The organism is Acidovorax sp. LjRoot38 (assembly GCF_964252975.1).
Lineage (GTDB): Bacteria > Pseudomonadota > Gammaproteobacteria > Burkholderiales > Burkholderiaceae_C > Acidovorax > Acidovorax facilis.
In genome coordinates this window covers 536,104-558,304 of record NZ_CAXUPT020000001.1, presented here as the reverse complement: position 1 = coordinate 558,304, position 22,201 = coordinate 536,104, and the positions used below count along the sequence as shown (strand labels likewise).

Genomic DNA, 22,201 nt, shown 5'->3' with positions numbered 1-22,201 from the left:
CCAAAAAAGGAGCGATCCATGTCAATGCAGGCTGCACAGGTCGCGCTCTTTGCCAAGCTGTTCTGGATTTGGATCGGCTTGTTGACCTCCGTGTTTGTGTTTTGGAGGCTGCGGCGTATCTGGCTCAAACGCCACCCGCCAATGGCGGTGAGAGTCAAGTACAGCCGACGCTTGGCCAAGAGACTGAGGGATCGACAGGCAATGCGTTTCAAACACCGAAAAACACCGAAATCGCGGCACCGCCATATGCAATCCAAGGAGGCAGACCGTGGGTGACGGTACCGGGGTCGCTGATGAAGCTTCAGGCAATACGCAACAACCTCCACAGCAAAAAAACAGATCCATGACAAAAATACCTGCATATTCAGGCACCCGCCGCCTCTCCGTGATCCTCAGCTCTGTGCTGGCAGCTAGCCTGCTGGCGGGTTGTGCTACCTCTACTGGGGCCGATCCCTCCGCCGAAGCGCCATACTGCTACAAGACCAGTAAGGGCAGAGTAGTCGCGTGCACTCGGGTACCCGCCCCCAGCCTGAATGCCGACGCTCAGGCGAAGCGCTTTACTCCCGATCCGAATGCGCTCACCGTCTACGTCGTACGGCGCAACTGGGGAGATGGCGGGCGGTTTGTGAAGATCAGCGCGGATAACGCAATGGCCGCCGAGACTCTCCCCAACACGATGGTGCGCTTCAAGTTGAAGCCAGGAACGCATACGTTCACCTTGGATTTCGAAGGAGAGCGTCAAGTCGCAACCGTGGATGGTAAAGCTGGTGACCTACGATTTCTTCGGATCGATGGAACGGTTTGGGCATGGAAGAGCACGTTTGTATGGGCGACTGACGGCGAGGATGCAATTCGGGAAAGGGCTTACAAGGCTCGCCTGGTCGCCGACCTGACGGTCAAGTGACCTCGGGGGAGCAGACAAAAAAATACCGGGGGTTCAGTGAACGTGTTGATGGTGCACGTCAGGAGCATGGGGATGGGCGTGGGTCATAGGTTCATGGGTGTGCTTGTGACTGTGGCTGCCCTTTGGCATCACATCGTGCACATGTGAATGGTGCCCATCGTCGTGCCGGTGGGCATGCTCATGCTCAAGCACTTCGTGTGTGTGCTCGTGACCATGGCCTTCCGCCAAGTGCAGTACCACTCCCGTGGTTAAGGAGTACGCATGGCTCACGGATCGCCAGTTCGTGGACGCCGTGGCCGTGGCCATGATCACCCCCGGCCCGGTGGTTATCACGACAGGATTTATCGGCTTCCTCATCAGCGGCTTCTGGGGCGCGGTCGTCGCGGCGTTGGCAACCTTTATGCCCTGCTACTTGCTCACCGTGATTCCCGCGCCGTACTTCGAGAAGCATGGCAAACATCCTGGTGTGCTGGCGTTCGTTGACGAAGTGACTGCTGCTGCCGTGGGCGCCATTGCCGGTGCGGTGGTGGTGTTGGGCCAGCGATCCGTTGTGGATTTACCCACAGCTGCGCTGTTTCTTGCCACCGCTGCCGTCCTGTGGCGGTTCAAGAAGCTGCCCGCGCCTGTGGTGTTGCTTGCCGCTGCCTTGATGGGTCTGGCCGTGTATCCGCTTGTGGCCCACGTCCAACCCTGACCATTTGACGGAGAACCCCATGAACTACCAAATCCGTCCGCTGACGCTGAACCCCGATCAACTCTCTGGCTTTTCGAACCGTCTAATCACCAGCCACCACGAAAACAACTACTCGGGTGCGGTCAAGCGCCTGAATGCCATACGCAACGAACTCGCAGCGTTGGACTGGAGCAATGCTGCAACTTTCACCATCAATGGCCTCAAGCGCGGGGAGTTGATCGCCGCAAATTCAGCATTCCTGCACGAGCAGTATTTCGACAATCTGGGGGGCAACGGTGTATTGCCTTCCTGCGGGTTGTCCATTGCGCTCACGCGTGACTTTGGCTCCGTGGACGCTTGGCGCAGCCAGTTCACTGGGCTGGCCAAGGCCATGGGGGGCGGATCGGGATGGGCCTTGCTGTCCTGGTCCTCCCGCGAGAGCCGCCTCATCAACCACTGGGCGGCCGACCCACACGCACCTCCTGGCCGGCGCAACGCCCGTACTGGCGCTGGACATGTACGAGCATGCGTACCAACTGGACTTCGGGGCCAAGGCGGGCGCCTATGTGGATGCCTACATGGCGAAATCCAGTGGGACAAGGTCTACAAGCGCTAAGGCGCTGCTGTCGAGGCGGATGCGTTGGCATTTGGCATCGACACAGGCTCTGCGCTGGCCGGTGCGGCAGGTGCGTTTGACTTGCGACTTGAGGAGGACTATCTGCAGAGCCCGCAGGTCATTGCCGGAGTGTCCTCGCGCGATCCGTCGCGCGTGTTGGAGTGGAGCCAGGAACTGGACGCCACGAAACCTGTGCGGCTGTATTGCTTGCGCGGCAAGGACATTGGCCGCTCTACGTTCCTGGCGCTGCGGGCACGCGGCATGAACGCGCGCTACCACGTGGGCGGCATCGAGGCCTGGCAAGCCGCTGCCCTGCCTCTGGAAACGCAAGGAGGTGCCGCATGAAATGGGTCACCCGCGAGCGGCCCAAGATCGACCGCATTGCCTGCCCCTGGCTGATTGCCCGGTTCATCGACAAAGAGCCGGAATTCCTCTATAAGCCTACAGCCTCGGTGCTTCAGGTGGCCCAGGACACGGGAGCGATCCCCTACGACGTGCGCGGCGTCGAATTGACCCACGACGGTGACCTGTGCAGCTTTGACGCCTTTCTCAAGAAGTACGAACTCACCGATCCCGCCCTACAGCAACTGACCGTGATCGTGCGGGGCGCAGACACATCCAGGCTGGACCTGGCGCCGCAGTCTGCGGGCCTCTAGGCGCTGTCGCTTGGCCTGTGCAAGACCTTCAGCGATGACCTTGAGATGCTAGGGCATGGCATGGTGATGTACAACGCGCTCCATGCTTGGTGTAAGTCCTGCTAGGCAGAAACCCACAATTGGCCCCCGAGTATGGCCGCATGACGGCGGGTGCTAGGCGGTGGCTCAGCCGCTTTACCAAGGCGTTGTGAGCGCATTTCCTGTGCATGACGCTTGCTCCGTTGGCCTGCGCGGCGCCCCCGGAAACGAAACTGACCACCGCGCAGATCCGCGCCACGCTGGGCGGGCACCATGTCACCGACGGACGCCATTGGGGGCATGACTATTTCCTGGACGGCCGCCTAGAGCGTTCAGAAAACGGCCGCACACGCGCCGGACGCTGGAGCACGCAGAACAACCAACTCTGCCTGCTGCTGCCCGAGGTCAGCAAGGTCTCGCCCGTCTGCTTTGACGTGGTGCGCGTGGGGGAGGAATTGCAGTATCGCGATGCGGGCAGTGTGGTGTACGCAGGCACGGTCAGAAAGAGTCCGTCTCGTTGAGGCTCCTCGTCAGTCTCTACGGCGTTTGCCCCGCCTTGGCCCCACGCGGGGCCTTCGGCACTATTGGAGGTTGGTCACACTTCCACGCGTTGAAGTAAACCTCATCGCCCACGGCCATGCCGGAGCCCGCGTCAACTCTGGCGAAGTGCCCACGGGTTCGGGTGACTTCCCGCCATCGGATGACTGCAATCTGGTCGGTGGGGCCGAGCTCCATTTGCCGGCAGCGAGAGCCGCTCACCTTCAAGAATTCGTCCGCTTGGATTAATTTGGTAACTTTGCCGACCCTCCAGCCTTCGGACCAAGCGTACCGGTCCTCGTAGACAGGTGTGCTGCAGCCGGAGATCGCAAGGAATGTCAGCGCAGCAGCTGACAAGAGCATTGATTTTTTCATCATGAAATTTCCTTAGCCGCTGTCTCGGTACCGCTCAATGAGTCAATGCCTGTGCTGATGGTGCACATCCGGCGCATGGGGATGGGCGTGGGTGACCGGCTCATGGAAGTGCACATGGCTGTGGCTCCCCGTGGGCATCACGTCATGAACGTGCGAATGGTGTCCATCGTCATGACGGTGGGCGTGCTCATGCTCCATCGGCTCGTGCGTATGTTCATGCCCGTGGCTCTCGGCCAAATGCAGCAGCACCCCCGCAAGCATCAGAAGACCACCGAGCAGCATCAACCACCCCGCAGACCGTTCACCGAAGCCGAACGCTACAGCCGCACCGATGAAAGGTGCAAAGGCGAACAAGGAGCCAGTCCGCGCCGCCCCAAAAGCCCGCTGCGCCAGAAGGTAGAACCGAAGACTCAAGCCATACCCTGTGGCCCCCACGGCAAAGAGCCCTAGAGCTGCCGTCAGGGGTGGCAAAGGCTCTCCCCACGCAATGGCAAGACATGCTGTCGCAGCAGTACCCAGCGAGGCCTTCGCCATCACCACCTGGCCGGGATCGCGTTCGGCCAGTCCCCGGGACAGGGTGTTGTCCACGCCCCAGGCCACCGTCGCCAGTAGCACCGCAAGCAGACCGAGCAGCTGCGTGCCGCCCTGCAGGCCCTGGTCCATGACCAAAGCCATGCCACCGGCCAGCAAAAGAAGCATGGCTGCCCACACACGGCGGTCCATGGTTTCGCTATACAACCACCACGCCAGAGTGGCTGTGAACAGCGCTTCCAGCGTGAGCATGAGCGACGCGCTGGCGCCACTCGTGTGTTGTAGCCCCCAGGACAGGGCGACAGGACCTAGGGCAGCGCCAAACCCCGCCATGCCGATGAGGCGCCAGGCGTCGGATCTTTGCATCCTTGCCTCGTGGGCAGCGGTCCGCAGGGACAAGGCACCAACGACAGCCGCCCCTGCATACAGCAGCGCGGCCGTTGTGAACGCGCCCAGCCCGGCACCCAGGCGTTGAACCAGCGGGGTGCTGATGCCAAACAGGGCTGCAGCCAGCAAGGCCAGCAGACCACCTTGCAGTGCAGGCAAAGACAGAGAGCCGCGCGCCATGGGCCTTACTTCACCGTGAATCGAACAGTGACGGTCTTTTTGCTGTTGGTCGTGATCAGCGCAACCACCTTCGTCCCTTTGACCAACTTCACGCCCTTGGCCTCCAGCTTGTTGCCGCCTGCTGATTTCAGGGGCGCCTCTGCCTTTTCGGTACCGTTGAGCACGGTAACCTTGCCGCCAAACTTGGATGCGTCCGCATCCTCGTCGTGGTCCACGATGTAGATTGCCGCACCTTCAGCGGTGGCGACCAGCTCGAACGACAGATCGGAAGCGGTCTGCACCACGCCGCCGTGAGCGGGTTCGGCTGAACCATGGGCCATTGCCGCAGGCGCACTCGCCAGGGATGCCATCACGATTGCGGTGGCTGCCATCAGTTGGGAGAAGTTCTTTTTCATGATCATTTGGGATTCCTTCAGTTGAGTTTGTTTCACTGGCGCGCTTCAAAAGGCAGCGTGCCCAGGCCTATCAGAAATTTGCGGAAAATTCAGCTGGAGCCTGGGGTCAGAAGGCCTCCTGGCTTGTCGGTTCGCTTTCAGCTTGTGCGCTGCCGCCCTCAATCAAGCGCCGGGTCGCACTTTCGCCGAAAAGCCAGAACATCACGGGCGTCAGCAGCGTGTCCAGCAAGGTCGAGCTGACGAGTCCACCAAAAATCACGACCGCCACCGGATGCAGGATTTCCTTACCAGGTGCATCGGCCGCTAGCAGCAGCGGGGTCAGCGCAAAGGCAGCCACCAGCGCCGTCATCAACACCGGGGTCAACCGCTCCAGCGAGCCGCGCACGATCATGGGTTGGCCGAAGACCTCTCCCTCGAACTTGCACAGGTTGATGTAGTGGCTGACCTTCAAAATCCCGTTGCGCGTGGCAATGCCCGCCAGTGTTATGAAGCCCACCATGGATGCAACAGACAGGCTCACCCCCGCCAGCCACATCGCTACTACGCTGCCGATCAGCGCAAGCGGAATGTTGGCCATGATGATCCCGGCCAACACCGCCGACTTGTAGCGTACATACAGAACGAGAAAGATCATTGCCAAAGACACCAGCGACAAGCCGACGATCAGTTGCATCGCTTGCTCCTGGGCCTGGAACTGGCCTTCCAGACTCAGAAAGGTCCCCGGTGGCAATGGCGTCTTTGCCATCACCGCACGAATGTCTGCAATGACGCGGCCCATGTCGGAGCCGTCCGTGTTGGCATAAACGACGATGCGCCGACGACCGTTTTCTCGGCCAATCTGGTTGGGTCCATCGGTTTCCTGGACCGTGGCGATGGCAGACACCGGTATCTGCCCCGCAGGCGTGTCGATCAGCGTGCGAGCCAGATCCTGAGGACTGCGTTTGTCATCGGGCAGGCGCAGCACCAGTTCATAGCGGCGCAGGCCGTCCACAATCTGCGCACCATGGGCACCATCCGTCAGGGCCTGCAGCACCCGCACCGCCTCGCCCGGAGACAGCCCAACCTGCGCGGCCTTGCGGTGGTCCAGCCGTACCGTGATCTGGGGGATCAGCACCTGCTTTTCCACCGTCAGATCCACGAGCCCTGGAACGCCCGAGAGTCCCTGGCGCATCTGTTCGGCCAGGCCCCGCAAGGTGTCCGTATCGTCGCCGAAGATCTTGAGCGCGATCTGCGCCCGCACCCCTGACAAGAGGTGATCCAGGCGGTGGGAGATAGGCTGGCCAATGGCCACCTGGGCTGGAAGGACGGCCAAACGGGCACGGATGTCTGCCATCACGGCCTCGCGGTCCCGAACGGACCGCTTCAGGTCCACATCAATCTCGGCCGAATGCACGCCTTCGGCATGTTCATCCAGCTCGGCCCGCCCCGTCCGGCGCCCCACCTGGGTGACCTCGGGAACCTCAGCGATCAGCGTCTCGGCCAACGCCCCCATGCGATTGGCTTCCGCCAGCGCAGTGCCTGGGTTGAACACCATGCCCAACACCAGCGAACCCTCATTGAAGGCAGGCAGAAAGGCGCGTGGAAAAAACGGGACGCTTGCAGCTGCTGCAGCTACCGCCAGTGCAGCGACAGCCATCAGCACCTTGGCGCGAGAAAACGACCAGCTGAGCACTTGCGCATCCCGCCGCTTGAGCCAGGCGACCAGGGTGCTGTCACCATGGTTCAACCGTTTCATCCCCGGCAACAGGTAAAGGCACAGCACGGGCGTAACCGTCATTGAGACCAGCATCGATGCCAGCACCGACACGATGTAGGCGATGCCCAGGGGCGTGAACAGGCGACCCTCGATGCCCGGCAGCGCAAACAGCGGCACAAACACCAGCACCACGATGGCGGTGGCGTAGACGATGCCCGAGCGGACTTCCACGCTCGCCCGGCGCACGACCTCCAGCATGGACAGTGGATTGCCCTGGGCACGGTTCTGCTTCAGCCTGCGCAGGATGTTCTCCACATCCACCACCGCATCGTCTACCAGCTCGCCAATGGCAATCGCCAGGCCTCCCAGGGTCATGACGTTGATGGACTGATCCAGCAGCCGGAACACCATGGCTGTCACGGCCAGCGACAAGGGTATCGCCACGAGCGAGATCAAAGTGGTTCGCGCGGACAACAGGAAGGCGAACAACACGATGGCCACCATGATGGCGCCGTCCCGCAAGGCCTCGGTCACGTTACCGATGGACGCCTCGATGAAGTCAGCCTGGCGAAACAATACCTTCGGAGCAGCCAAGCCCACGGGCAGCCCCTGCTTGAGATCCCCCAATGCCGCTTCGATGGCGTGGGTGAGCTTGACGGTATCGGCCGCAGGCTGCTTTTGCACACTGACGATGACGGCAGGCACGCCGCTGTATCCGGCGTCGCCGCGCTTCATGGCTGCAGCGAACCGGACATTGGCCACCTGTTCCAGCAAGATGGCCCGGCCGTCCTTCCAGGCCACCGCCACGCCCTGCAGGTCCTCGACACGGCTGGTACGGCCGATGTGGCGGATGAGGAATTCACGGCTGTTGAGGTCGATGAAGCCACCTCCCGCATTCCCCGCAAAGCCTCGAAGGGCCTGCTCGATCTGCGTCAATGTCACCCCGAACTGTGCCATGCGTGCCGTGTCCGGCTCCACCCGCAACTGGCGCACTTCGCCGCCGATGGGGATGACCTGTGAAACCCCTGGAATCGACAGCAGTCTTGGGCGCAGCACGAAGTCCGCGTACTCACGGGCCTGCATGGGTGTCGCTGCGGCGGCCTTACCATCGCCTGCTGCCAACGGCAGTGCGATGAGCATGACTTCGCCCATGATGGAAGACACCGGTCCCATGACGGGCGTAATGCCTCCGGGGAGTTGCTCCCGCACCAGTGCCAGGCGCTCCGCCACGAGCTGGCGGTTGCGGTAGATGTCCGTCCCCCAATCGAACTCGGCATAGAGGATGGACAGGCCCACGCCGGACGTGGAGCGCACGCGCGTGACCCCCGGCATGCCGTTGAGCGCGGTCTCCAGAGGGAAGGTCACCAGTTGCTCGACTTCTTCGGGTGCCATACCTCCTGCTTCCGTCAAGACGGTGACCAGGGGTTTGTTGAGGTCGGGAAACACATCGACCGGCGTGCGCCATGCGGTGATGGCCCCGTAGACCATCAGCAGCGCCGCGACCGCCAGGACGAACAGGCGGTTGTGAAGGCTGTTCCTTACGATCCAATTGAACATTGCGTGGGCTCCGTTCAGCGGATCTGTGCGATCAGCGGCGCACCTTGCACCACCACGCGGTTGTCAGCGCCCAGGCCCTGCGTGACGACCACCGTGGCGGCGTCCAGGGACCGGTACTGCACCGGCTGGGGAATGTAGCGCTCTGCACCGGACTTGATCCAGACCACCGGCTCGTTGGCACCGTTGCGCACGACGGCCTGCGCAGGCAGGACGAAGCCCTTGACCTGCTCGTTCAGCGAGGCCACGACGGTGACGGGCTGTCCGACCGCCAGCGGCAAGGCTGTGCCCGATTGCTGCGGGACGGCCCTGAAAGTCATCGGGAGGACGCCATCACGCAGGCTGCGCGCAGCGCCGATCAGCTGCAACTTGACGCCAAGCACCCCCTGCAAGTGGGCTGTACCCGTGCGTGCGGGCAAGCCAGGATCTGCCGTAGTGGCCTCCACCAACACTCGTGCAGGGTCAATCACCTCGAACAAGACTTCGCGAGCCTCGACCACTTGGCCTTTGGTCGCGTCGGCCCTGGCAATCACCCCGGAGACGGGAGCCCGCAAGGCCTCTCGGGCCGCAAGGCTCGCGCCAATGCTTTTCTCGCGCGCGGTGAGGCTCTGTAGCTCAGCACGTGCGGCCTCGATCTCCTTGCGCGGCACCGTGCCTTCAAGGGACTGCAGCCGCTGCACCCGCTGTGCGGCCAGTTCCCGGCCACTGCGCAACTCGGCCAGCTGGGCCTGCTGGTTGGCCTGGGCATAGGGCTCGGCGTGATGGGCCACATAGGCCAGCACCTCTCCTTGCCGCACGGTCTGGCCGGCGACCGGCAGACCGCGTGGTCCCGCTTCGATCCGTCCCCCATGGATCGCCTGGACACGACCACTCGCATTGGGGTCCACGACCACACGGCCTGACAACTCGATGGTGGCGGCGGCCTGGGTTTCAGGGGTCAACTGTGTGCGGATACCCAGGCGCCGTTGGGCGAGCATCGGAACGTTGACACTGCCGTCTGGCAACCGCATCAAACCGGATGCGCTGACCGCCGTGGGGGCATCTAGATGCTCACCGTTCGGCCCATGGGCACCTGGCGCTGCGACGGCAACAGGTGGGAACATCGCCGCGATGCACGTGATGACACTCAAGCCGAAAACATGAAACATGCTGGTTGCCTTGGTTTTTTCCATCGATGAGTTCACAGCGAACCTCCTTTGGAGGACGTACCTGCAGCCTTTGGCGTGCGACCAAAGAACCAACCGACCGCCGCCAAGACGACCAAGGCCAGAGCCAGCCAGACCGTTCGGGAGGGCCCATGGGCGTGCCCGTCGTCGTGGGAGTGGCCATGGTCGTCGAGCACGGCGCCCGCGACCGTGAGGGTGCCGTCCAGAAGGTCGGAGTCATTGCCCGCCAGTACGGTGATCACCATGGGATGGTCACCGGGCGCCGCCAGGGCCTTGAGCATGTTGGCATCGTCGATGGCGTAGTCGCCCATGTCCGCATGGAACTTGGCAGGGGCCTTGAGATTGGCTGTCTCTACTTCGACGGTGGCATTGAGCACAGGTTCGTTGGTGGCAAAACGGTTGATCAGGATGGACAACTCTCCGCCCTGCAGTCGGCCCACCAACTCGAAGGCTTCCGAGCGCGCTTCAAAACTAGGCACGGGGCCGCTGTTGGCACCAGCTTGAGCGGGGGCATCCAAGTGCTCGCCATTAGGACCGTGCGCTCCTGGCGCGGCATAGCTGGGTGTTCCGGCAAGCACCAGCAAGGCCAAGCCTGCTCCCAGCAATGAGAGGCGGTAACGAGAGGGGAATAGATTCAAGAGATTCATGGAAGGATTCCGAGAGATTGCTGGAAGCGGGCGCGGGCCAGGCCCAGAGCCACTTGCTGGCGCGCGAAGCTGGTGTCGGCCTGGGTAGCTGCAGCGAGCGCGCGCAACAACTCCGGCAGCGGTGTTTCTCCAGCTTTGAAAGACCGATCAATGAGCGTGGCACGCTCCCGCAGGAGTGCCGAGCGCTGGCGCTCTGCCTCCAGTTGCTGCTCGGCCGTGTGCACCGCAGCCTGCGCCATCGCTGCGTCAGCAGCCAGCCGCTCCTCGGTTCGCTGTTTCGTGGTCAGCGCTACGTCCAGCTCACTCAGTGCGGCAGCTTGCAGAGGTTGGTTGCGGCTCGCTGTGCCCAGGGGAATGCGCAGGCCGACGCCGATGCTGTTTTGAGCCGACTCACCCCGCCCGGGGGTGTCTTGTCGGATGCGCAGCAAGAGCTCTGGAGGGTCGCGCCGCGTGGCGGCCACCACGTCCAGCCGCTTGCGAGCGCGCTCAACCGTCAGTGCAGCGACACGCGCATCGGGGTGCGTTTCAACGGCGAAGTGCGCCCCGCCTGGTGAAACTGCGGCACCATCAGAAACCGGGACAGACGTGAGATCAGGCGCCAGGGCTATGCCCGTCAGGGTCATCCATTGCGACTGGCTGGCGTTCAGACGCTGGCGTGCAGCCATCTGTGCAGATTGCGCAGCCAGAGCCTCGGATTGAGCGGCAAGCCCATCCGCGTGGGCCAGATCACCCGCTTTGACACGGCGCCGTACGTCGTCGGAGATCTCCTGCAGAGATCGCACTTGGGCATCCGCCAAGTCGGACTCGGCCTTTTGCGCGGCAATGCCCCAGGCGGCTTCCCGCACCAGGCCCGCGAAATGCAGGCGTCCCGCTTGAACGGCAGCCTGCGACAGCTCTACGTCGGCATCCACAGCAGCGCCGCGTGCATTGCGCTGCCCAGGCAACCACAGCGGCCACGCCAGGCCGGCCTCGGCTTCCCTGCGTCCTGCCGACGTTTGCCAGCGGTCGTCCCGGTAGGAAAACTCCACTGCGGGGGGGGCCGCCCACAGGCTGGAGATCGCCACCCGTTCGGCAGTAGCCCGCTGTGTCTGACCTTCGGCTTCTCTCGCCTGTGTGGCGCGCTGCCATGCAGCCTCGACAGCTTGTGCCAGTGTTGGAGCCACGGGCGATGCCGTGGCTGAAAGCGATGGGGCGGTATTGGACTGCGCAACCGCAGCGCCAACGAGGACGCAGCTCAAAGCACAGCCTGCGGCACAACGCACCGCAAGCCCGGAAATAACAAAACGCACGTGATTCCTGACCGATCAAAGGCGGCAAACCAGGATCGTTGACGCATCAGCGCCTGATCAAAGTAGTACCGCACCGATGAACAACCCCGCTTTCGTGTGGAAAGCGCGGCGCTAAGGGTGGATCAGGAAATCAGTCGGGGAGGTCGTCGTAAACCGTCCAGATGAGGGGACGGGCTGACGGATTCGGCGGTCACAGCCGGTGCGGGCGAGCGGTCGAGAGGAAGCGACAGCTGGGGGAAGTGGAAAAGTGCTGCGGTCCCTGGGCCTGCGTCCGCCAGCATGTGCTGGATCGACTCCTGGGAATCGTCTTGGTGCGCCACACCGTGTTCATCATGGTGGTGGGCGGAGCCTTCCAGATGCATTTCAGCATGCATCGCCTGGAACTCCCCCTCGTGGTCGAACGCAGCCGTCTGGCGGGCCGTTGCGAAGGCCTGGCAGAAGAAAGAGAGCAACAGGATGACTGCGAGCAGTCGGTGCATGAAATTGGGAGCAGGCAATTGAGAATTCGTCGCAATGATAGCCGCAGACTGCTGCTTGTCTCGCAGAAACCCACATCTAACACCTGGTATCAGGGTCTTGCAGCTATGTACAGAGGCACCGAGGAATCCGTACGGTGTAGATCCCCCTTGGACCCGCGTCACGATCTCGTGCGTATGGCCGCACCCAGCGCAAAAACCGAGTTTGGCACATTCTCACGCGGAAGTTGCCGTTTTGGCGGAGCAAGCCGTTTTGGTGTTGGCGCCGCCGCAGGTGGTTCCTCCACGGCACATCCAGTAGCGAGATGACGCTCCACCAAGTCAGCCAGAGTAACGGACCGCAAATAGTCTTCCACCGTTTGATGGAATGCTCTCCACAACTCATGGGTCATGGCCCCTTGTTGGGCGCTCATGGTGTCGTGGTCATGAGGGATGGGTTCAGATTTTCCCTGCTCAGAGGCCCGAGATATGTCCGCGACGGTAATATCGCGTGCGCTTCTTGCCAGCGAATATCCGCCGCCAGGCCCCCTGGTACTCACAACCAGACCAGCTCGACGCAAGGCGCTGAAGAGGGTTTCAAGGTATGACAGTGATATGCCGTGGCGCGCGCTGACGGTGGATAGCGCGACAGGGCCACTGCTGCAGCGAAGCGCAACATCCGTAATCGCCACCAGCGCACACCGGCTACGAGTGGTCAGGCGCATCCGTAACTCCTTGTGCTTTGGCTCAGCAAAGCGCTTGTTCCCAGGCAACCAAGCTGAGTTTCAGCCATCTGCGCATCCCTTCTCAACAACCCGCAGCAACCTGGACATGCCAATGGCGTGTGCCCACTCTTGCGCCTCAAGGACCGCCACTCCGTTGGGTGGTGCTGGACTGGTCGGTCTGACTTCAACGTCGAACGTCTCGTCCTCCTTGTCTGTTGCTACCCTGACTGCAGCTCCCAGTAGAGGGATGTCGATGGAGGGGCGTGGGCCGGCCTTTCCGTCGAAGTCAATGCGAAGAACGCAGCCAGGCAAAAGGTCGTAGCTCCATCGGCGGTCTGGATGGGCATCGACTCCCAGCGCATTCATTTGCGCAATGCGCTGGTCTTGGGTCATATCCAGGGGGTATGCGACCTTAACGTCTTGCTTGGGATAGCCGTCCATACAGGCAGCGCCCACGGTCACCGCCAAAACGGCGAACGCAAGGCGCCATCGATGAGGCGAATTGCTGCGAGAGCCAGGCAGCTTGTGATCGCCGGACCATTGCAACTTCACGATGTCGTCTCCAGCGAGATCTCGGGTTGTTCTTTCAGAGGAACGCGCGTGGCCAGGATCTTGTCGATGGTCTTGCCATCCATGTCCACCACTTCTAGCTTCCAGCCCTCCCACTCCACGCTGTCCGTCACCCTAGGCAGGGTCCCAGTAAGCAGCATCACCATGCCGCTGAGGGTGTGGTAGCGGCCGCGTTCTTCCTCGGGCACGGCATCCAGGTTCAGGCGGTCTTTCAGCTCGGGTACGGGGATGTGGCCGTCCAGCAGCCAGCTGCCGTCCTCGCGCTGCAGCGCCCAGGAGGTCTCCGGGTCGCGCGGCTGAAACTCTCCGGTGATGGCCTCGATCAGGTCCTGCAGCGTGACGATGCCCTGCACCTCGCCGTATTCATCGATCACAAACGCCATGTGCACGTCCGACAGGCGGAAGTTGTCCAGCAGCTCCATGCCCGTGATGGTCTCGGGCACATACAGCGCTGTCTGCAGCGGCTGGTCGGCCAGGCCGCCGCTCGCCTTGTCGCGCAGCGTGCGCGACAGCCACTGGCGCGCGTTGATCACGCCCAAGATGTTGTCCATGCCGCCCCGTATGACTGGGAAACGTGCGTGATCGGACTCCTCTATGCGGCGCAGGTTGTCTTCAAACGACGCATCCACATCCAGACAAACCACATCGCCACGCGGCACCATCAGCGAGCCGATCTGCCGGTCGTCCAGCCGGAACACGTTGCGCACCATGGTGTGCTCATGCGATTCGATCACGCCCGCAGTGGTGCCTTCCACCAGCATGGCGTGGATCTCTTCTTCGGTCACCGGGCTGCCGCTGGTTTCCTTCACACCCATCAGGCGCAGCAGCGTGCGGGTGGATGTGGACAGCAGCAGCACAAACGGCTTGGTGGCAATAGCCAGGAAGTTGATGGGCCGGGCCACCAGGCGGGCAAAGGTTTCAGGGTGCGACTGACCGATGCGCTTGGGCACCAGTTCGCCCACCACGATGGAGAAGTACGTGATCAGCACCACCACCAAGCCAGTGGCGGCATAGTTGCCGTAGGGAAGTGGTACACCCAAGGACTCCAGCCAGAGTGCCAAAGGACCGGCCAGTGCCGCTTCGCCCACGATACCGTTCAAGACGCCAATCGAGGTGATGCCGATCTGGATGGTGGAGAGAAAACGCGTGGGGTCTTCGCCCAGCTTCACGGCGGCAGCGGCGCCGCTGTCGCCTTCATCAATCAGCTTTTGCAACCGGGTTTTGCGGGCCGTGACCAAAGCGATCTCGGACATGGCAAACAGGCCATTGAGGAGGATCAAAGCGAAAAGTATGGCAATTTCCATGATGGAGTTTTATGGGGTTAGGTACTGGCACATCAACAGATCCGGGTGTGGACCGGAGTGCCTGAACCGAGGAAATTCAAACGAAAGCAGTGACTCATGCAGCGTGCAAGCACTCGATGGGCGATGCCCACGAGTTGCGGCTGACCATGGCATAGGGGCCGTGTGACATGTGGCCCCGAGCGTTAACTACGCGCGCAGATGATCAGGCGAAGAGGCCTGACGTCTTCGGCGGTTTGTGAGGGGGATCTGTGATCGCGGATGGCGCTTTGTTTACGCGCAGTGGGATGGCTGCGACAGGATCCGGCGTGTCCGAGGTGAGCAATGCGCGCGGTTCCAGCTGGTCTGGAAGGTCACCCTTGTCATCCATCAAGGCATGATCGTCCGCATCGGAGAACGCGACGGGAATTCCTGGGCCAGTATTCGGACTGTGCTCGGTCAGCATCTGCTCTTGAGACAGCGTAAATGTCGGATTCAAACCGGCAGCGGAAAACCCCACGCACAGTAGAAAGTGGAGAATCAGAACCGCAATGAAGCGCCGTGGCATCGTGGGTGAATTATAGGGAGGGTGGCTACCCAAGATTCTTGCCCCATCTCCGAATGCGAGCTGCAAGGCGTTTGCACTCATCCTCCATGAGTGGCATTGCAGGGACGAGGTCCAGGGCCTGCTGCAACTGAACATGACCATGCTTGAGCAACGCTCGGCAGAACACCTGATCCTTCTCGCGTGCGGCTGCCGCCTTGGACAAGAACAGATCCACCACGTCCAAGCACCAGCCAATACGGCTGTCGGTGTTTCCGTTCTGAATCTTCCACAGACGAGTCTGCCAGCCCTCGGGCAGTAAGGCTGTTTCCGGGCCTACCCCCTGGGCATAGAAACCATGGACTCGGTGGAACTCCGACCCCTCGCCAATGTTCCCGTCGATCTTGTCGGCCAACTCAGGCGCGTTACGCGGGTAGATATCCGCTTCCGCAGACATTTTGAACTCTGGCTCCGGATAGGGAATTTGGCCAAGGATCGACTGGCTTCCGACTATCACGAACTCGTATTCATTGGTGATAGTGGCGCTGGCGCGGATGAGGTGCTCAAGTTCGTCGCGGTTCAAGGCGCCGACTCCTTGCCCAGGACGATTCCCTTTTTGAGCTTGGAGATTTCGCCAAGGATCCTCATCCGTTCAGCGGTCGGCAACACTGGCGTCAAGGGCGACGCCTGCCGCAGCTCTTGCGCATGCCTGGTTCTACCCAAAGCCTTGCTCCACTTGCCCTGTTCAAGAATGTCTTTCCACTCCAACCACAGAACAGTGGAACGCTGATTGCCGGAGCCGAGCCACGTATCAAGGGTCTGTTTTGCCTCCCGCAGCACCAACGGGTGCGAGCGCACATACTTGACCGCTTCCTCGTGCAGCACCAGGCTCTGCAAATCCTGTGTGTTGTGACGCGTGTTGTCCGTATATACCCTGACCTGCACCTGAGGCGCGCTGCGCAGCGACCGCGCTGCCGCCGAGTCGGCCGGCGCTGGGTTGATCACATCACCTGCCAGCAGGGCCAGATCTGCGCCAATGCCTAACTCGGCCATGACACGCAAGTACGTCCCGATGGAGGGAGCAGGATCACCCGCCTCGACAGCACTGAGCGTCGTGCGAGAAATCCCCACGCGCTTGGCCATTTCCACGGTGCTTAGCTTGCGTGCTTTGCGCAGGCGGCGCAGCCTGTCACCGAACTGCAGCAGCAACTGGCGTTGGAGAACGAAAGAGCTATCCTGTGAATTCATATGTTCACTGTTTTACTCAAAATCCGCTGATTTGTCCAATATTCTGGACAAATTGCACGAAGCATGATTATCTTCAGCTTCGCGAGGAAGGGCAAACCTCAGGTTGTCGACCATCCCACCCTGTGCCCGCTGGAGGTTTGGTCATGGCGAGCATCATCCTCCGTATGCACATAAATACTGGTGGTAGCGATATTCGCGTGGCCCAGGTTGTCACGCACGGCCTTCAGATCCATGTTGTCGCTCTGGTGAGTCCCCGCCGTATGGCGCATCCAGTGGGCGGAGGCCTGCTCTACATGAGAGGCAGCGGCCTCGTGGTCAGGACCTAGCGCGCGCAGGCGGGCTGCGGTTTCACGGAAGATAGTCTTGACCAACTCATGCACCGCACTGCGTCCCATAGGTTTAGACCCACCAATCAACGGCAGGAGCAGTGGGGCGGAATCGCCCTCACGAGGTAGAGGTCCCAGGTCATTCGACTTTCGGTAGCGCATCAGCTCTGAGATCAACTCGTCTGTCGCGGGGATCACTCTGGTTTTTTCTCCCTTGCCACGAATCTCCAGCCACCAGCGCTCCCGTCCATCGGCTCCCCGTCGCCAGTAAAAGTCGCCCATGGAGTTGTTGCAGACCTCCGAAATCCGCAGGCCACCGATGTAGAGGAGTGAGAAGAGCCACCGATATCGGGCCGCTTGGAGAGCGAGGCGAGGCGTGCTCGTGGGAAGGGACTCAATCGTTGCGCGTACTTGCGCCCAGTGTTCGTGGGGCAGGAACCTGCTGGTCTTGGCGGGTCGCGCCACAGATTTGCGGCGGCGCAGAGCTAAGGGGTTGCCCGCCAGATATCCGGCTTGAACCAGCCAGTTGAAGAGGCTGTTGAGGATCGAGAGTGCCTGGCGCTGGCTTTGCCGGTCCAGCGGCTTGGCGAACGGACGCCAGTGGGGCGAGGACCTCGGCGCCTTCTGTGCGACCTGCATGACCCATCGATCAACCGGTTGGGGATCTTCCAGAAAGGACTCGTAGACCAGGAAATCCTCGTGGGTCAGATCGGACAGGGCCTTTCCATGCTGGTGCACACACCAAAGCAGCAGTCTTTCCGCCTCCTTGCGATAGCTGGCCAGCGTGGCCGGTGAATCCTTGTAGCGCGCCAGCCAAGCCAAAACTGCAGAGCGGTCGTCATTGGCCGCGACCTGGGGCAGGCCCTGGGCCCGATTTCGGCCACGCTCTCCGGACAGGTGAAGGGGTAGCACCAAGCCCTCCAAAGGCTCAAGATGCGCCAAAACGGCCGGTGGGACGATCAAACTGCTCATGAGCCAAATTCTATGGACATTAGAGTAATTATGTCCAGAGATTGAAAATTATCTCATTGATATATACGTTATACGTTGTATTATTTGCGAATGAGCGAAGAATCAGAAATCCAAGCCGAAGTTGAGGCCCTGCGGGAGCGTTTCAGCGACACGAAAGCGTTGTACCGCGAGGTTTGCGCGTTGCTGTTCTTCCGATACGGCATCACGCCCACAGCCAGCAAGCTCTATCAGCATGTGCGCAAGGGCTCCATGAGCGCCCCGGCCGAAGCGCTGGCCAAGTTCTGGGAGGATCTGCGCGGCAAGGCTCGGGTGGAGATCGATCACCCCGATCTACCGGAGGCGCTTAAAGTGGCCGCAGGCCAGGCGGTCAGCGTGCTGTGGACCCAGGCAACGGAGTTGGCGCGCGAGGAGCTTGCAGTCCTGCGCGTCGAGGCACACGCAGAGGCCCAGAGTGCACAGGCAGACCTGCAGGAAGCTCTGCAGCGAAGCGCCGTCCTGGAGACCCAGATACAGACCGCACAGACCAAAGTCACCGAACTGGAGACCCGAGCTCAGACCTTTGCTGCAGAGCTTGAGCAAGAACGGCGTGCGCACGCTGCGAGTACAGCGAGAGGTGAGGCGCTGTCCAGGCATGTGGATGAGCTGAAGCTGGAGCAATCGAAGAGCAGGCAGCATTTCAGCGCCGAGTTGGAAAAAGGACGTGCAGCTATTGATGAAGCCACCCAGCGATCTACCGAAGCGGAGCACCGGGCGCTTCGGGAAATTGACCGAGAGCGAACCGCGCGTGCCCAGACGGAAAAGCAATTGGAGCAATTGCGAGGCAAGCTAGCAGAGACCGAACGCGACTGTCACGCCAAACTACTCGAAGCCAATGCTGCACAGAGCAGGTTGGCGGCAGAAACAGACGGTGCTCGCGCCTCCTTGGCCGAAATCACCAGGGCGCACCAGGCGCAATCGGCCGAGCTACAGCAAGCTCTTCAGGCAGTTGCACAGCACAAGGCCGAAGCTGGCACCTTGCGTGAACTGGTGGAGCAGTTCAGACCGACGCAGAAATCTTCTCGTAAAAAGCGTGGTGGTGAAGCGCCAGAGGTCAAGTGAGCAAGCTTCTGGCGAGTCAAGGGTGACACGTCAATACAAGAAGGAATAAATGACGATTCTTTAATAACCAAAAGGCTTATGAGTCAAAACTGGCCGTATCCTGGCTTGCCCTCCTCTGAACCGGGGCGGGCGCAGCTCCTGGATGTCTTCAATGCTCAGCCCAAAGCACTCTTCGACTTCCCGCTTAGATAGCGATTTGGGCAGGGTATCGGCGCCAACGAAACGTAGGTAGTAGCTAGACAAGCTGGTCCTCCCGTGGCTGGCGTGGTCGCAAGCCTGCTGCAGTCTACGTATTCGCTACTGATAATTCCAGACAATAAAAAAGTGCGGGTTAACCCGTAGCTCTTAACCGGGTTTTCTGCACGGAAAGTGAGATCACCCCATATTGGCCATGAAGGCATCGACATACGCGCCCGCTGCAGCGCCGTGGTCGAGGTGGTAGGCATGTTCATACATGTCCAACGCGAGGATGGGCACCCCACCGGCAGCAGCCTGGGTGTGGTCGCTGGCCCACTGGTTGACGAGCGTGCCATCGCGCGGCTGGAACACCAGCAGCACCCATCCCGAGCCGCCGCCCAGTGCCTTGCCCATGGCGACAAACTCTTCACGCCAGCGCTCCGCGCTGCCAAAGCTGGCTGCCAGGGCCAGCAACATGCCGGGGGCAGGGGCGGCGCCACCGCCGCCCAGGCTGCCAAAGTACAGTTCGTGCAACAGCATCGAATTGCTGGCCATCAGCTCCTCGCGCTTGAGTCCGTTGACGACAAAGCCGGGCGTGGAGGCAAAGTCCAGCCCCGAGAGCTGCGCCCGGATGGCGTTGAGCCGCGCCACCGCACCGCCATAGTTGTTCTGGTGGTGGCTTCGCAGCAGCCTTTCGGACAGCCCGGGCAGCGTGGCCGGGTCAAGGGGAAGGGCTTGGGGACGTGCTTGCATGGGGATACTCCCGGGAAGTGGATGACAATTGGTTCAGGCCAGCCAGGGTTTGAGGAAGGTCACTGCCAACCCCACGGCCGCGCACAGCCCCAGCAGCGGCATCACCCCCAGCTTGAAGCGAAACAGCGCCACCAGTGCGCCCACGGCGATCACCGCCGACACGGCATCGAACGCCCCGCCAAAACCCTTGGGCCATAGCAGGTGGTAGGCAAAAAACAGCGCCAGGTTCAGGATCACACCCACCACTGCGGCGGTGATGGCCGACAGCGGGGCGGTGAAACCGAGCTTGCCGTGGGTGGCCTCTACCGCCGGGCCGCCCGCGAGGATGAAGATGAACGAGGGCAGAAAGGTCACAAACGTCACCACCGTGGCGGCGGCAGCAGCGCCTGCAAACAGCGCTTCCGGCCCCCACACCTGCTGCAGCCAGCCGCCCACGAAGCCGACGAAGGCCACCACCATGATCAGCGGGCCGGGCGTGGTCTCGCCCAGCGCCAGGCCGTCGATCATCTGCGGGCCGCTGAGCCACTGGTATTGCTCCACCGCGCCCTGGTAGACGTACGGCAGCACGGCATAAGCGCCGCCAAAGGTGACCAGCGCGGCCTTGGTAAAGAACCAGCCCATCTGCGTGAGCGTGCCTTGTACCCCCTGGGTGACGACCAGCGTTGCCATGGCCACCAGCCACAGCGCCAGCCCGGCCGCCAGCACCTTGGCCAGATGGCTGCGTGAGAAGCGGGCGTGGGGGGGCGTGGGGGTGTCGTCGTCGATCAGTGCTGGGCCGTAGCCCTTGTGGCCGTCGGCATGGCCGCCTCCGAGGGCAAACACGCCAGGCCAGCGTTGTGCGCCAAAGTAGCCTATCAGCCCGGCCGTCAGGACGATGGCAGGGAAGGGCGTATCGAACGCAAAGATGGCTACAAACGATGCGGCAGCGATGCCCCACATCCAGCGGTTCTTGAGAGCCCGCGTGCCAATGCGGTGCGCTGCGTGCAGCACCAGTGCGGTCACGGCGGGTTTGATGCCATAGAAGATGCCCGCCACCACCGGCACATCGCCAAACCGCAGGTACACCCACGACAGCGCAATCAGGATGAAGAGCGAAGGCAGCACAAACAGCGCCCCGGCCACGATGCCGCCCCAGGTGCGGTGCATGAGCCAGCCGATATAGGTGGCCAGCTGCTGCGCCTCGGGGCCGGGCAGCAGCATGCAGTAGTTGAGTGCGTGCAGAAATCGCTTTTCGCTGATCCAGCGGCGGCGCTCCACCAGCTCGGCATGCATGATCGCGATCTGGCCCGCTGGCCCGCCAAAGCTGATGAAGCCCAGCTTGAGCCAGAACAGGAAGGCCTCACCAAAGCTTACGGGGGTGGGGCGGTCCAGGTCGGAGGGGGTGGGCGCAGGGGTAAGGGTGGTCATGGTGCGGCACTGGTCAGCGGAGCCTGGGAGGGTGGAAGGGTGGGCGGTACGGCATACAGGGCGTCAAACACCTGCGCGGCGGCCTGGGCGAGGGCGTCGTCATCGGCATGCACTTCGCGCAGGCCGGCCAGCACGGCCTCCAGCCCCGCGGCCTCGGGCACGGGCATGCCGCCCGTGTCCAGGTAGTGCACGGCGCGGGCCAGGCGCTGCAGGCGGGAGTCGGCTTCGAGCCCAAAGCTGGCAACGAGCACCTCAAAGGTCACCAGGGCTCCCACGTGGGTGAACCGGGCGCCGTCAAAGTCAAAGCCCAGGACATCAGCAGGCGGCGATGCCGGATCGGCCAGCCACACAAAACGCGCACCCGGGTCAACGAATCGGCGGATCAGCCAGGCGCAGGCCAGTCGGTCCACCCAGGGCCGCGCCCGCGTCGCCCAGCGCTGGTTCTGGAACTGGGCGGTGTCAAGGCGCTTGATGCCATGGGCGGGCAGGGCGGCAGGCTCCCCCCGCGAGAAGCAAACGTCCAGGGCCTGCCGCAGGCTGACCAGGTCAGCATCGGCCTGCGCGGCTGCGGCGCCGGGGTAGTAGTCGATGCGGTGCAGTGCCTGCAGTGCATCGGCAACGTTGCGCTGGCGACGGCGCGCTTCGGTTTCCGTGAGCTGTGCGAGCTCGGCTTGCAAAGCGCTGACCGTGTCGCGCCACTGCGTGAAGGCTTCCGTGCGGTCGAACAGCGCTTCGATCTCCTGGCGCTGCATGTTGTCAGGAGCGGTCAGGGTCAGCAGCATGGCCGTCCCCCCGTGTTCCCGCACCTCGGCGGCGATGGGCGCCAGCAGGCCTGCGTGTTCTTCAGGCAGCAGGTAGGCGCCGTCGCGCAGGGCGGCGCAACCCAGTGCCTTGAGATTGCGCCAGATGCGCAGCCGCACGGCGTTGGGCTGCGTCGGCAGCGTCATGATGAGGGTGGACCACATAGTATTGAAGTATATGCATTAAGTAGTGAAATAGTTATTTCTATATCAAAAATCGTC

The 22,201-nt window shown here is 62.0% G+C and carries 21 protein-coding genes and 4 pseudogenes; 7 read left to right on the top strand and 18 right to left on the bottom strand.

Translation table 11 applies throughout. The features are described 5' to 3' along the window. Positions 1 to 268 precede the first annotated feature (268 nt). Positions 269 to 904, top strand: coding sequence for a hypothetical protein (locus ACSQ22_RS02510; RefSeq protein ID WP_233559556.1), 636 nt, complete (start codon positions 269 to 271; stop codon positions 902 to 904). A 33-nt stretch (positions 905 to 937) separates the two neighbouring features. Here the strand turns inward: ACSQ22_RS02510 and ACSQ22_RS02505 are convergent. Beyond that, positions 938 to 1,147 (bottom strand): annotated as a pseudogene (locus tag ACSQ22_RS02505) (EamA/RhaT family transporter); the annotation flags it as partial. A 1-nt stretch (position 1,148) separates the two neighbouring features. Here ACSQ22_RS02505 and ACSQ22_RS02500 point away from each other — a divergent pair. From ACSQ22_RS02500 to ACSQ22_RS02480, 5 genes and pseudogenes are all read left to right on the top strand, one after another. Next, positions 1,149 to 1,598: pseudogene (locus ACSQ22_RS02500) on the top strand (chromate transporter); the annotation flags it as partial. Between the two features lie 19 nt (positions 1,599 to 1,617). Next, positions 1,618 to 1,986: pseudogene (locus ACSQ22_RS02495) on the top strand (Fe-Mn family superoxide dismutase); the annotation flags it as partial. 231 nt (positions 1,987 to 2,217) lie between these two features. Continuing rightward, complete coding sequence (locus ACSQ22_RS02490) at positions 2,218 to 2,538, top strand: rhodanese-like domain-containing protein (protein WP_051022504.1); 321 nt, start codon at positions 2,218 to 2,220, stop codon at positions 2,536 to 2,538. Continuing rightward, positions 2,535 to 2,954 (top strand): annotated as a pseudogene (locus tag ACSQ22_RS02485) (chromate resistance protein ChrB domain-containing protein). The gene ACSQ22_RS02490 and the pseudogene ACSQ22_RS02485 overlap by 4 nt, the downstream one beginning before the upstream one ends. A 101-nt stretch (positions 2,955 to 3,055) precedes the next feature. Beyond that, on the top strand, positions 3,056 to 3,388 hold the full coding sequence (locus tag ACSQ22_RS02480) for a hypothetical protein (RefSeq protein ID WP_015013008.1): 333 nt from the start codon (positions 3,056 to 3,058) through the stop codon (positions 3,386 to 3,388). Positions 3,389 to 3,821: 433 nt separating this feature from the next. On the opposite strand, the gene ACSQ22_RS02475 is transcribed toward ACSQ22_RS02480, so the two are convergent. From ACSQ22_RS02475 to ACSQ22_RS02410, 14 genes are all read right to left on the bottom strand, one after another. Beyond that, complete coding sequence (locus ACSQ22_RS02475) at positions 3,822 to 4,877, bottom strand: EamA family transporter (RefSeq protein ID WP_436129332.1); 1,056 nt, start codon at positions 4,875 to 4,877, stop codon at positions 3,822 to 3,824. A 5-nt stretch (positions 4,878 to 4,882) separates the two neighbouring features. Continuing rightward, entirely contained in the window at positions 4,883 to 5,278 is a 396-nt protein-coding gene (locus ACSQ22_RS02470; protein WP_015013011.1) for a hypothetical protein, read from the bottom strand. Positions 5,279 to 5,378: 100 nt separating this feature from the next. Continuing rightward, positions 5,379 to 8,525 carry an efflux RND transporter permease subunit gene (locus tag ACSQ22_RS02465; RefSeq protein WP_291467581.1) on the bottom strand — a complete coding sequence of 1,049 codons (3,147 nt, stop codon included), beginning with the start codon at positions 8,523 to 8,525 and terminating at the stop codon, positions 5,379 to 5,381. A 14-nt stretch (positions 8,526 to 8,539) separates the two neighbouring features. After that, positions 8,540 to 9,670 (bottom strand): efflux RND transporter periplasmic adaptor subunit, encoded by a 1,131-nt coding sequence (locus ACSQ22_RS02460; RefSeq protein WP_436129336.1) that lies wholly within the window; start codon positions 9,668 to 9,670, stop codon positions 8,540 to 8,542. Positions 9,671 to 9,702: 32 nt separating this feature from the next. After that, complete coding sequence (locus ACSQ22_RS02455; RefSeq protein ID WP_436129331.1) at positions 9,703 to 10,335, bottom strand: hypothetical protein; 633 nt, start codon at positions 10,333 to 10,335, stop codon at positions 9,703 to 9,705. Further along, entirely contained in the window at positions 10,332 to 11,498 is a 1,167-nt protein-coding gene (locus ACSQ22_RS02450; protein WP_291467562.1) for a TolC family protein, read from the bottom strand. Before ACSQ22_RS02450 ends, ACSQ22_RS02455 begins: the two co-directional genes overlap by 4 nt. Before the next feature lie 248 nt (positions 11,499 to 11,746). Beyond that, positions 11,747 to 12,103, bottom strand: a complete 357-nt coding sequence (locus ACSQ22_RS02445) for a hypothetical protein (RefSeq protein WP_436129330.1) — start codon at positions 12,101 to 12,103, stop codon at positions 11,747 to 11,749. Between the two features lie 158 nt (positions 12,104 to 12,261). Next, positions 12,262 to 12,804, bottom strand: coding sequence for an Rrf2 family transcriptional regulator (locus tag ACSQ22_RS02440; protein ID WP_436129329.1), 543 nt, complete (start codon positions 12,802 to 12,804; stop codon positions 12,262 to 12,264). 60 nt (positions 12,805 to 12,864) lie between these two features. Then, positions 12,865 to 13,356: a hypothetical protein gene (locus ACSQ22_RS02435; protein WP_436129328.1), complete on the bottom strand. Its 492-nt coding sequence runs from the start codon at positions 13,354 to 13,356 to the stop codon at positions 12,865 to 12,867. Continuing rightward, entirely contained in the window at positions 13,353 to 14,678 is a 1,326-nt protein-coding gene (locus ACSQ22_RS02430) for a hemolysin family protein (protein WP_436129327.1), read from the bottom strand. The genes ACSQ22_RS02435 and ACSQ22_RS02430 overlap by 4 nt, the downstream gene beginning before the upstream one ends. 202 nt (positions 14,679 to 14,880) lie before the next feature. Further along, complete coding sequence (locus tag ACSQ22_RS02425) at positions 14,881 to 15,222, bottom strand: hypothetical protein (RefSeq protein ID WP_436129326.1); 342 nt, start codon at positions 15,220 to 15,222, stop codon at positions 14,881 to 14,883. A 25-nt stretch (positions 15,223 to 15,247) separates the two neighbouring features. Further along, a complete protein-coding gene (locus ACSQ22_RS02420; protein WP_436129325.1) occupies positions 15,248 to 15,781 on the bottom strand; it encodes a DUF6036 family nucleotidyltransferase in 534 nt (177 codons plus the stop codon). Continuing rightward, entirely contained in the window at positions 15,778 to 16,446 is a 669-nt protein-coding gene (locus tag ACSQ22_RS02415) for a helix-turn-helix transcriptional regulator (RefSeq protein WP_436129324.1), read from the bottom strand. The genes ACSQ22_RS02420 and ACSQ22_RS02415 overlap by 4 nt, the downstream gene beginning before the upstream one ends. 98 nt (positions 16,447 to 16,544) lie before the next feature. Beyond that, positions 16,545 to 17,744, bottom strand: a complete 1,200-nt coding sequence (locus ACSQ22_RS02410; protein ID WP_436129323.1) for a tyrosine-type recombinase/integrase — start codon at positions 17,742 to 17,744, stop codon at positions 16,545 to 16,547. Between the two features lie 90 nt (positions 17,745 to 17,834). Here ACSQ22_RS02410 and ACSQ22_RS02405 point away from each other — a divergent pair, with 90 nt between their 5' ends. Further along, entirely contained in the window at positions 17,835 to 18,842 is a 1,008-nt protein-coding gene (locus ACSQ22_RS02405) for a DNA-binding protein (RefSeq protein WP_063459308.1), read from the top strand. A gap of 375 nt (positions 18,843 to 19,217) precedes the next feature. Here the strand turns inward: ACSQ22_RS02405 and ACSQ22_RS02400 are convergent, their stop codons facing one another. From ACSQ22_RS02400 to ACSQ22_RS02390, 3 genes are read right to left on the bottom strand one after another with little or no spacing between them, the layout of a single operon-like run. Beyond that, entirely contained in the window at positions 19,218 to 19,772 is a 555-nt protein-coding gene (locus ACSQ22_RS02400; RefSeq protein WP_436129322.1) for a superoxide dismutase, read from the bottom strand. 33 nt (positions 19,773 to 19,805) lie between these two features. Next, positions 19,806 to 21,179, bottom strand: a complete 1,374-nt coding sequence (gene chrA / locus ACSQ22_RS02395) for a chromate efflux transporter (RefSeq protein ID WP_436129321.1) — start codon at positions 21,177 to 21,179, stop codon at positions 19,806 to 19,808. After that, complete coding sequence (locus tag ACSQ22_RS02390) at positions 21,176 to 22,144, bottom strand: chromate resistance protein ChrB domain-containing protein (RefSeq protein WP_436129320.1); 969 nt, start codon at positions 22,142 to 22,144, stop codon at positions 21,176 to 21,178. The genes chrA and ACSQ22_RS02390 overlap by 4 nt, the downstream gene beginning before the upstream one ends. Positions 22,145 to 22,201 lie beyond the last annotated feature (57 nt).

Bases quoted from the DNA above. Each gene is read 5' to 3' on its own strand.
- ACSQ22_RS02405 (WP_063459308.1), top strand. From the start codon at position 17,835: ATGAGCGAAGAATCAGAAATCCAAGCCGAAGTTGAGGCCCTGCGGGAG.
- ACSQ22_RS02480 (WP_015013008.1), top strand. From the start codon at position 3,056: ATGACGCTTGCTCCGTTGGCCTGCGCGGCGCCCCCGGAAACGAAACTG.
- ACSQ22_RS02390 (WP_436129320.1), bottom strand. From the start codon at position 22,144: ATGTGGTCCACCCTCATCATGACGCTGCCGACGCAGCCCAACGCCGTG.
- ACSQ22_RS02425 (WP_436129326.1), bottom strand. From the start codon at position 15,222: ATGCCACGGCGCTTCATTGCGGTTCTGATTCTCCACTTTCTACTGTGC.
- ACSQ22_RS02430 (WP_436129327.1), bottom strand. From the start codon at position 14,678: ATGGAAATTGCCATACTTTTCGCTTTGATCCTCCTCAATGGCCTGTTT.
- ACSQ22_RS02400 (WP_436129322.1), bottom strand. From the start codon at position 19,772: ATGCAAGCACGTCCCCAAGCCCTTCCCCTTGACCCGGCCACGCTGCCC.
- ACSQ22_RS02445 (WP_436129330.1), bottom strand. From the start codon at position 12,103: ATGCACCGACTGCTCGCAGTCATCCTGTTGCTCTCTTTCTTCTGCCAG.
- ACSQ22_RS02410 (WP_436129323.1), bottom strand. From the start codon at position 17,744: ATGAGCAGTTTGATCGTCCCACCGGCCGTTTTGGCGCATCTTGAGCCT.
- ACSQ22_RS02475 (WP_436129332.1), bottom strand. From the start codon at position 4,877: ATGGCGCGCGGCTCTCTGTCTTTGCCTGCACTGCAAGGTGGTCTGCTG.
- chrA (WP_436129321.1), bottom strand. From the start codon at position 21,179: ATGACCACCCTTACCCCTGCGCCCACCCCCTCCGACCTGGACCGCCCC.
- ACSQ22_RS02460 (WP_436129336.1), bottom strand. From the start codon at position 9,670: ATGTTTCATGTTTTCGGCTTGAGTGTCATCACGTGCATCGCGGCGATG.
- ACSQ22_RS02455 (WP_436129331.1), bottom strand. From the start codon at position 10,335: ATGAATCTCTTGAATCTATTCCCCTCTCGTTACCGCCTCTCATTGCTG.
- ACSQ22_RS02415 (WP_436129324.1), bottom strand. From the start codon at position 16,446: ATGAATTCACAGGATAGCTCTTTCGTTCTCCAACGCCAGTTGCTGCTG.
- ACSQ22_RS02470 (WP_015013011.1), bottom strand. From the start codon at position 5,278: ATGATCATGAAAAAGAACTTCTCCCAACTGATGGCAGCCACCGCAATC.
- ACSQ22_RS02440 (WP_436129329.1), bottom strand. From the start codon at position 12,804: ATGCGCCTGACCACTCGTAGCCGGTGTGCGCTGGTGGCGATTACGGAT.
- ACSQ22_RS02465 (WP_291467581.1), bottom strand. From the start codon at position 8,525: ATGTTCAATTGGATCGTAAGGAACAGCCTTCACAACCGCCTGTTCGTC.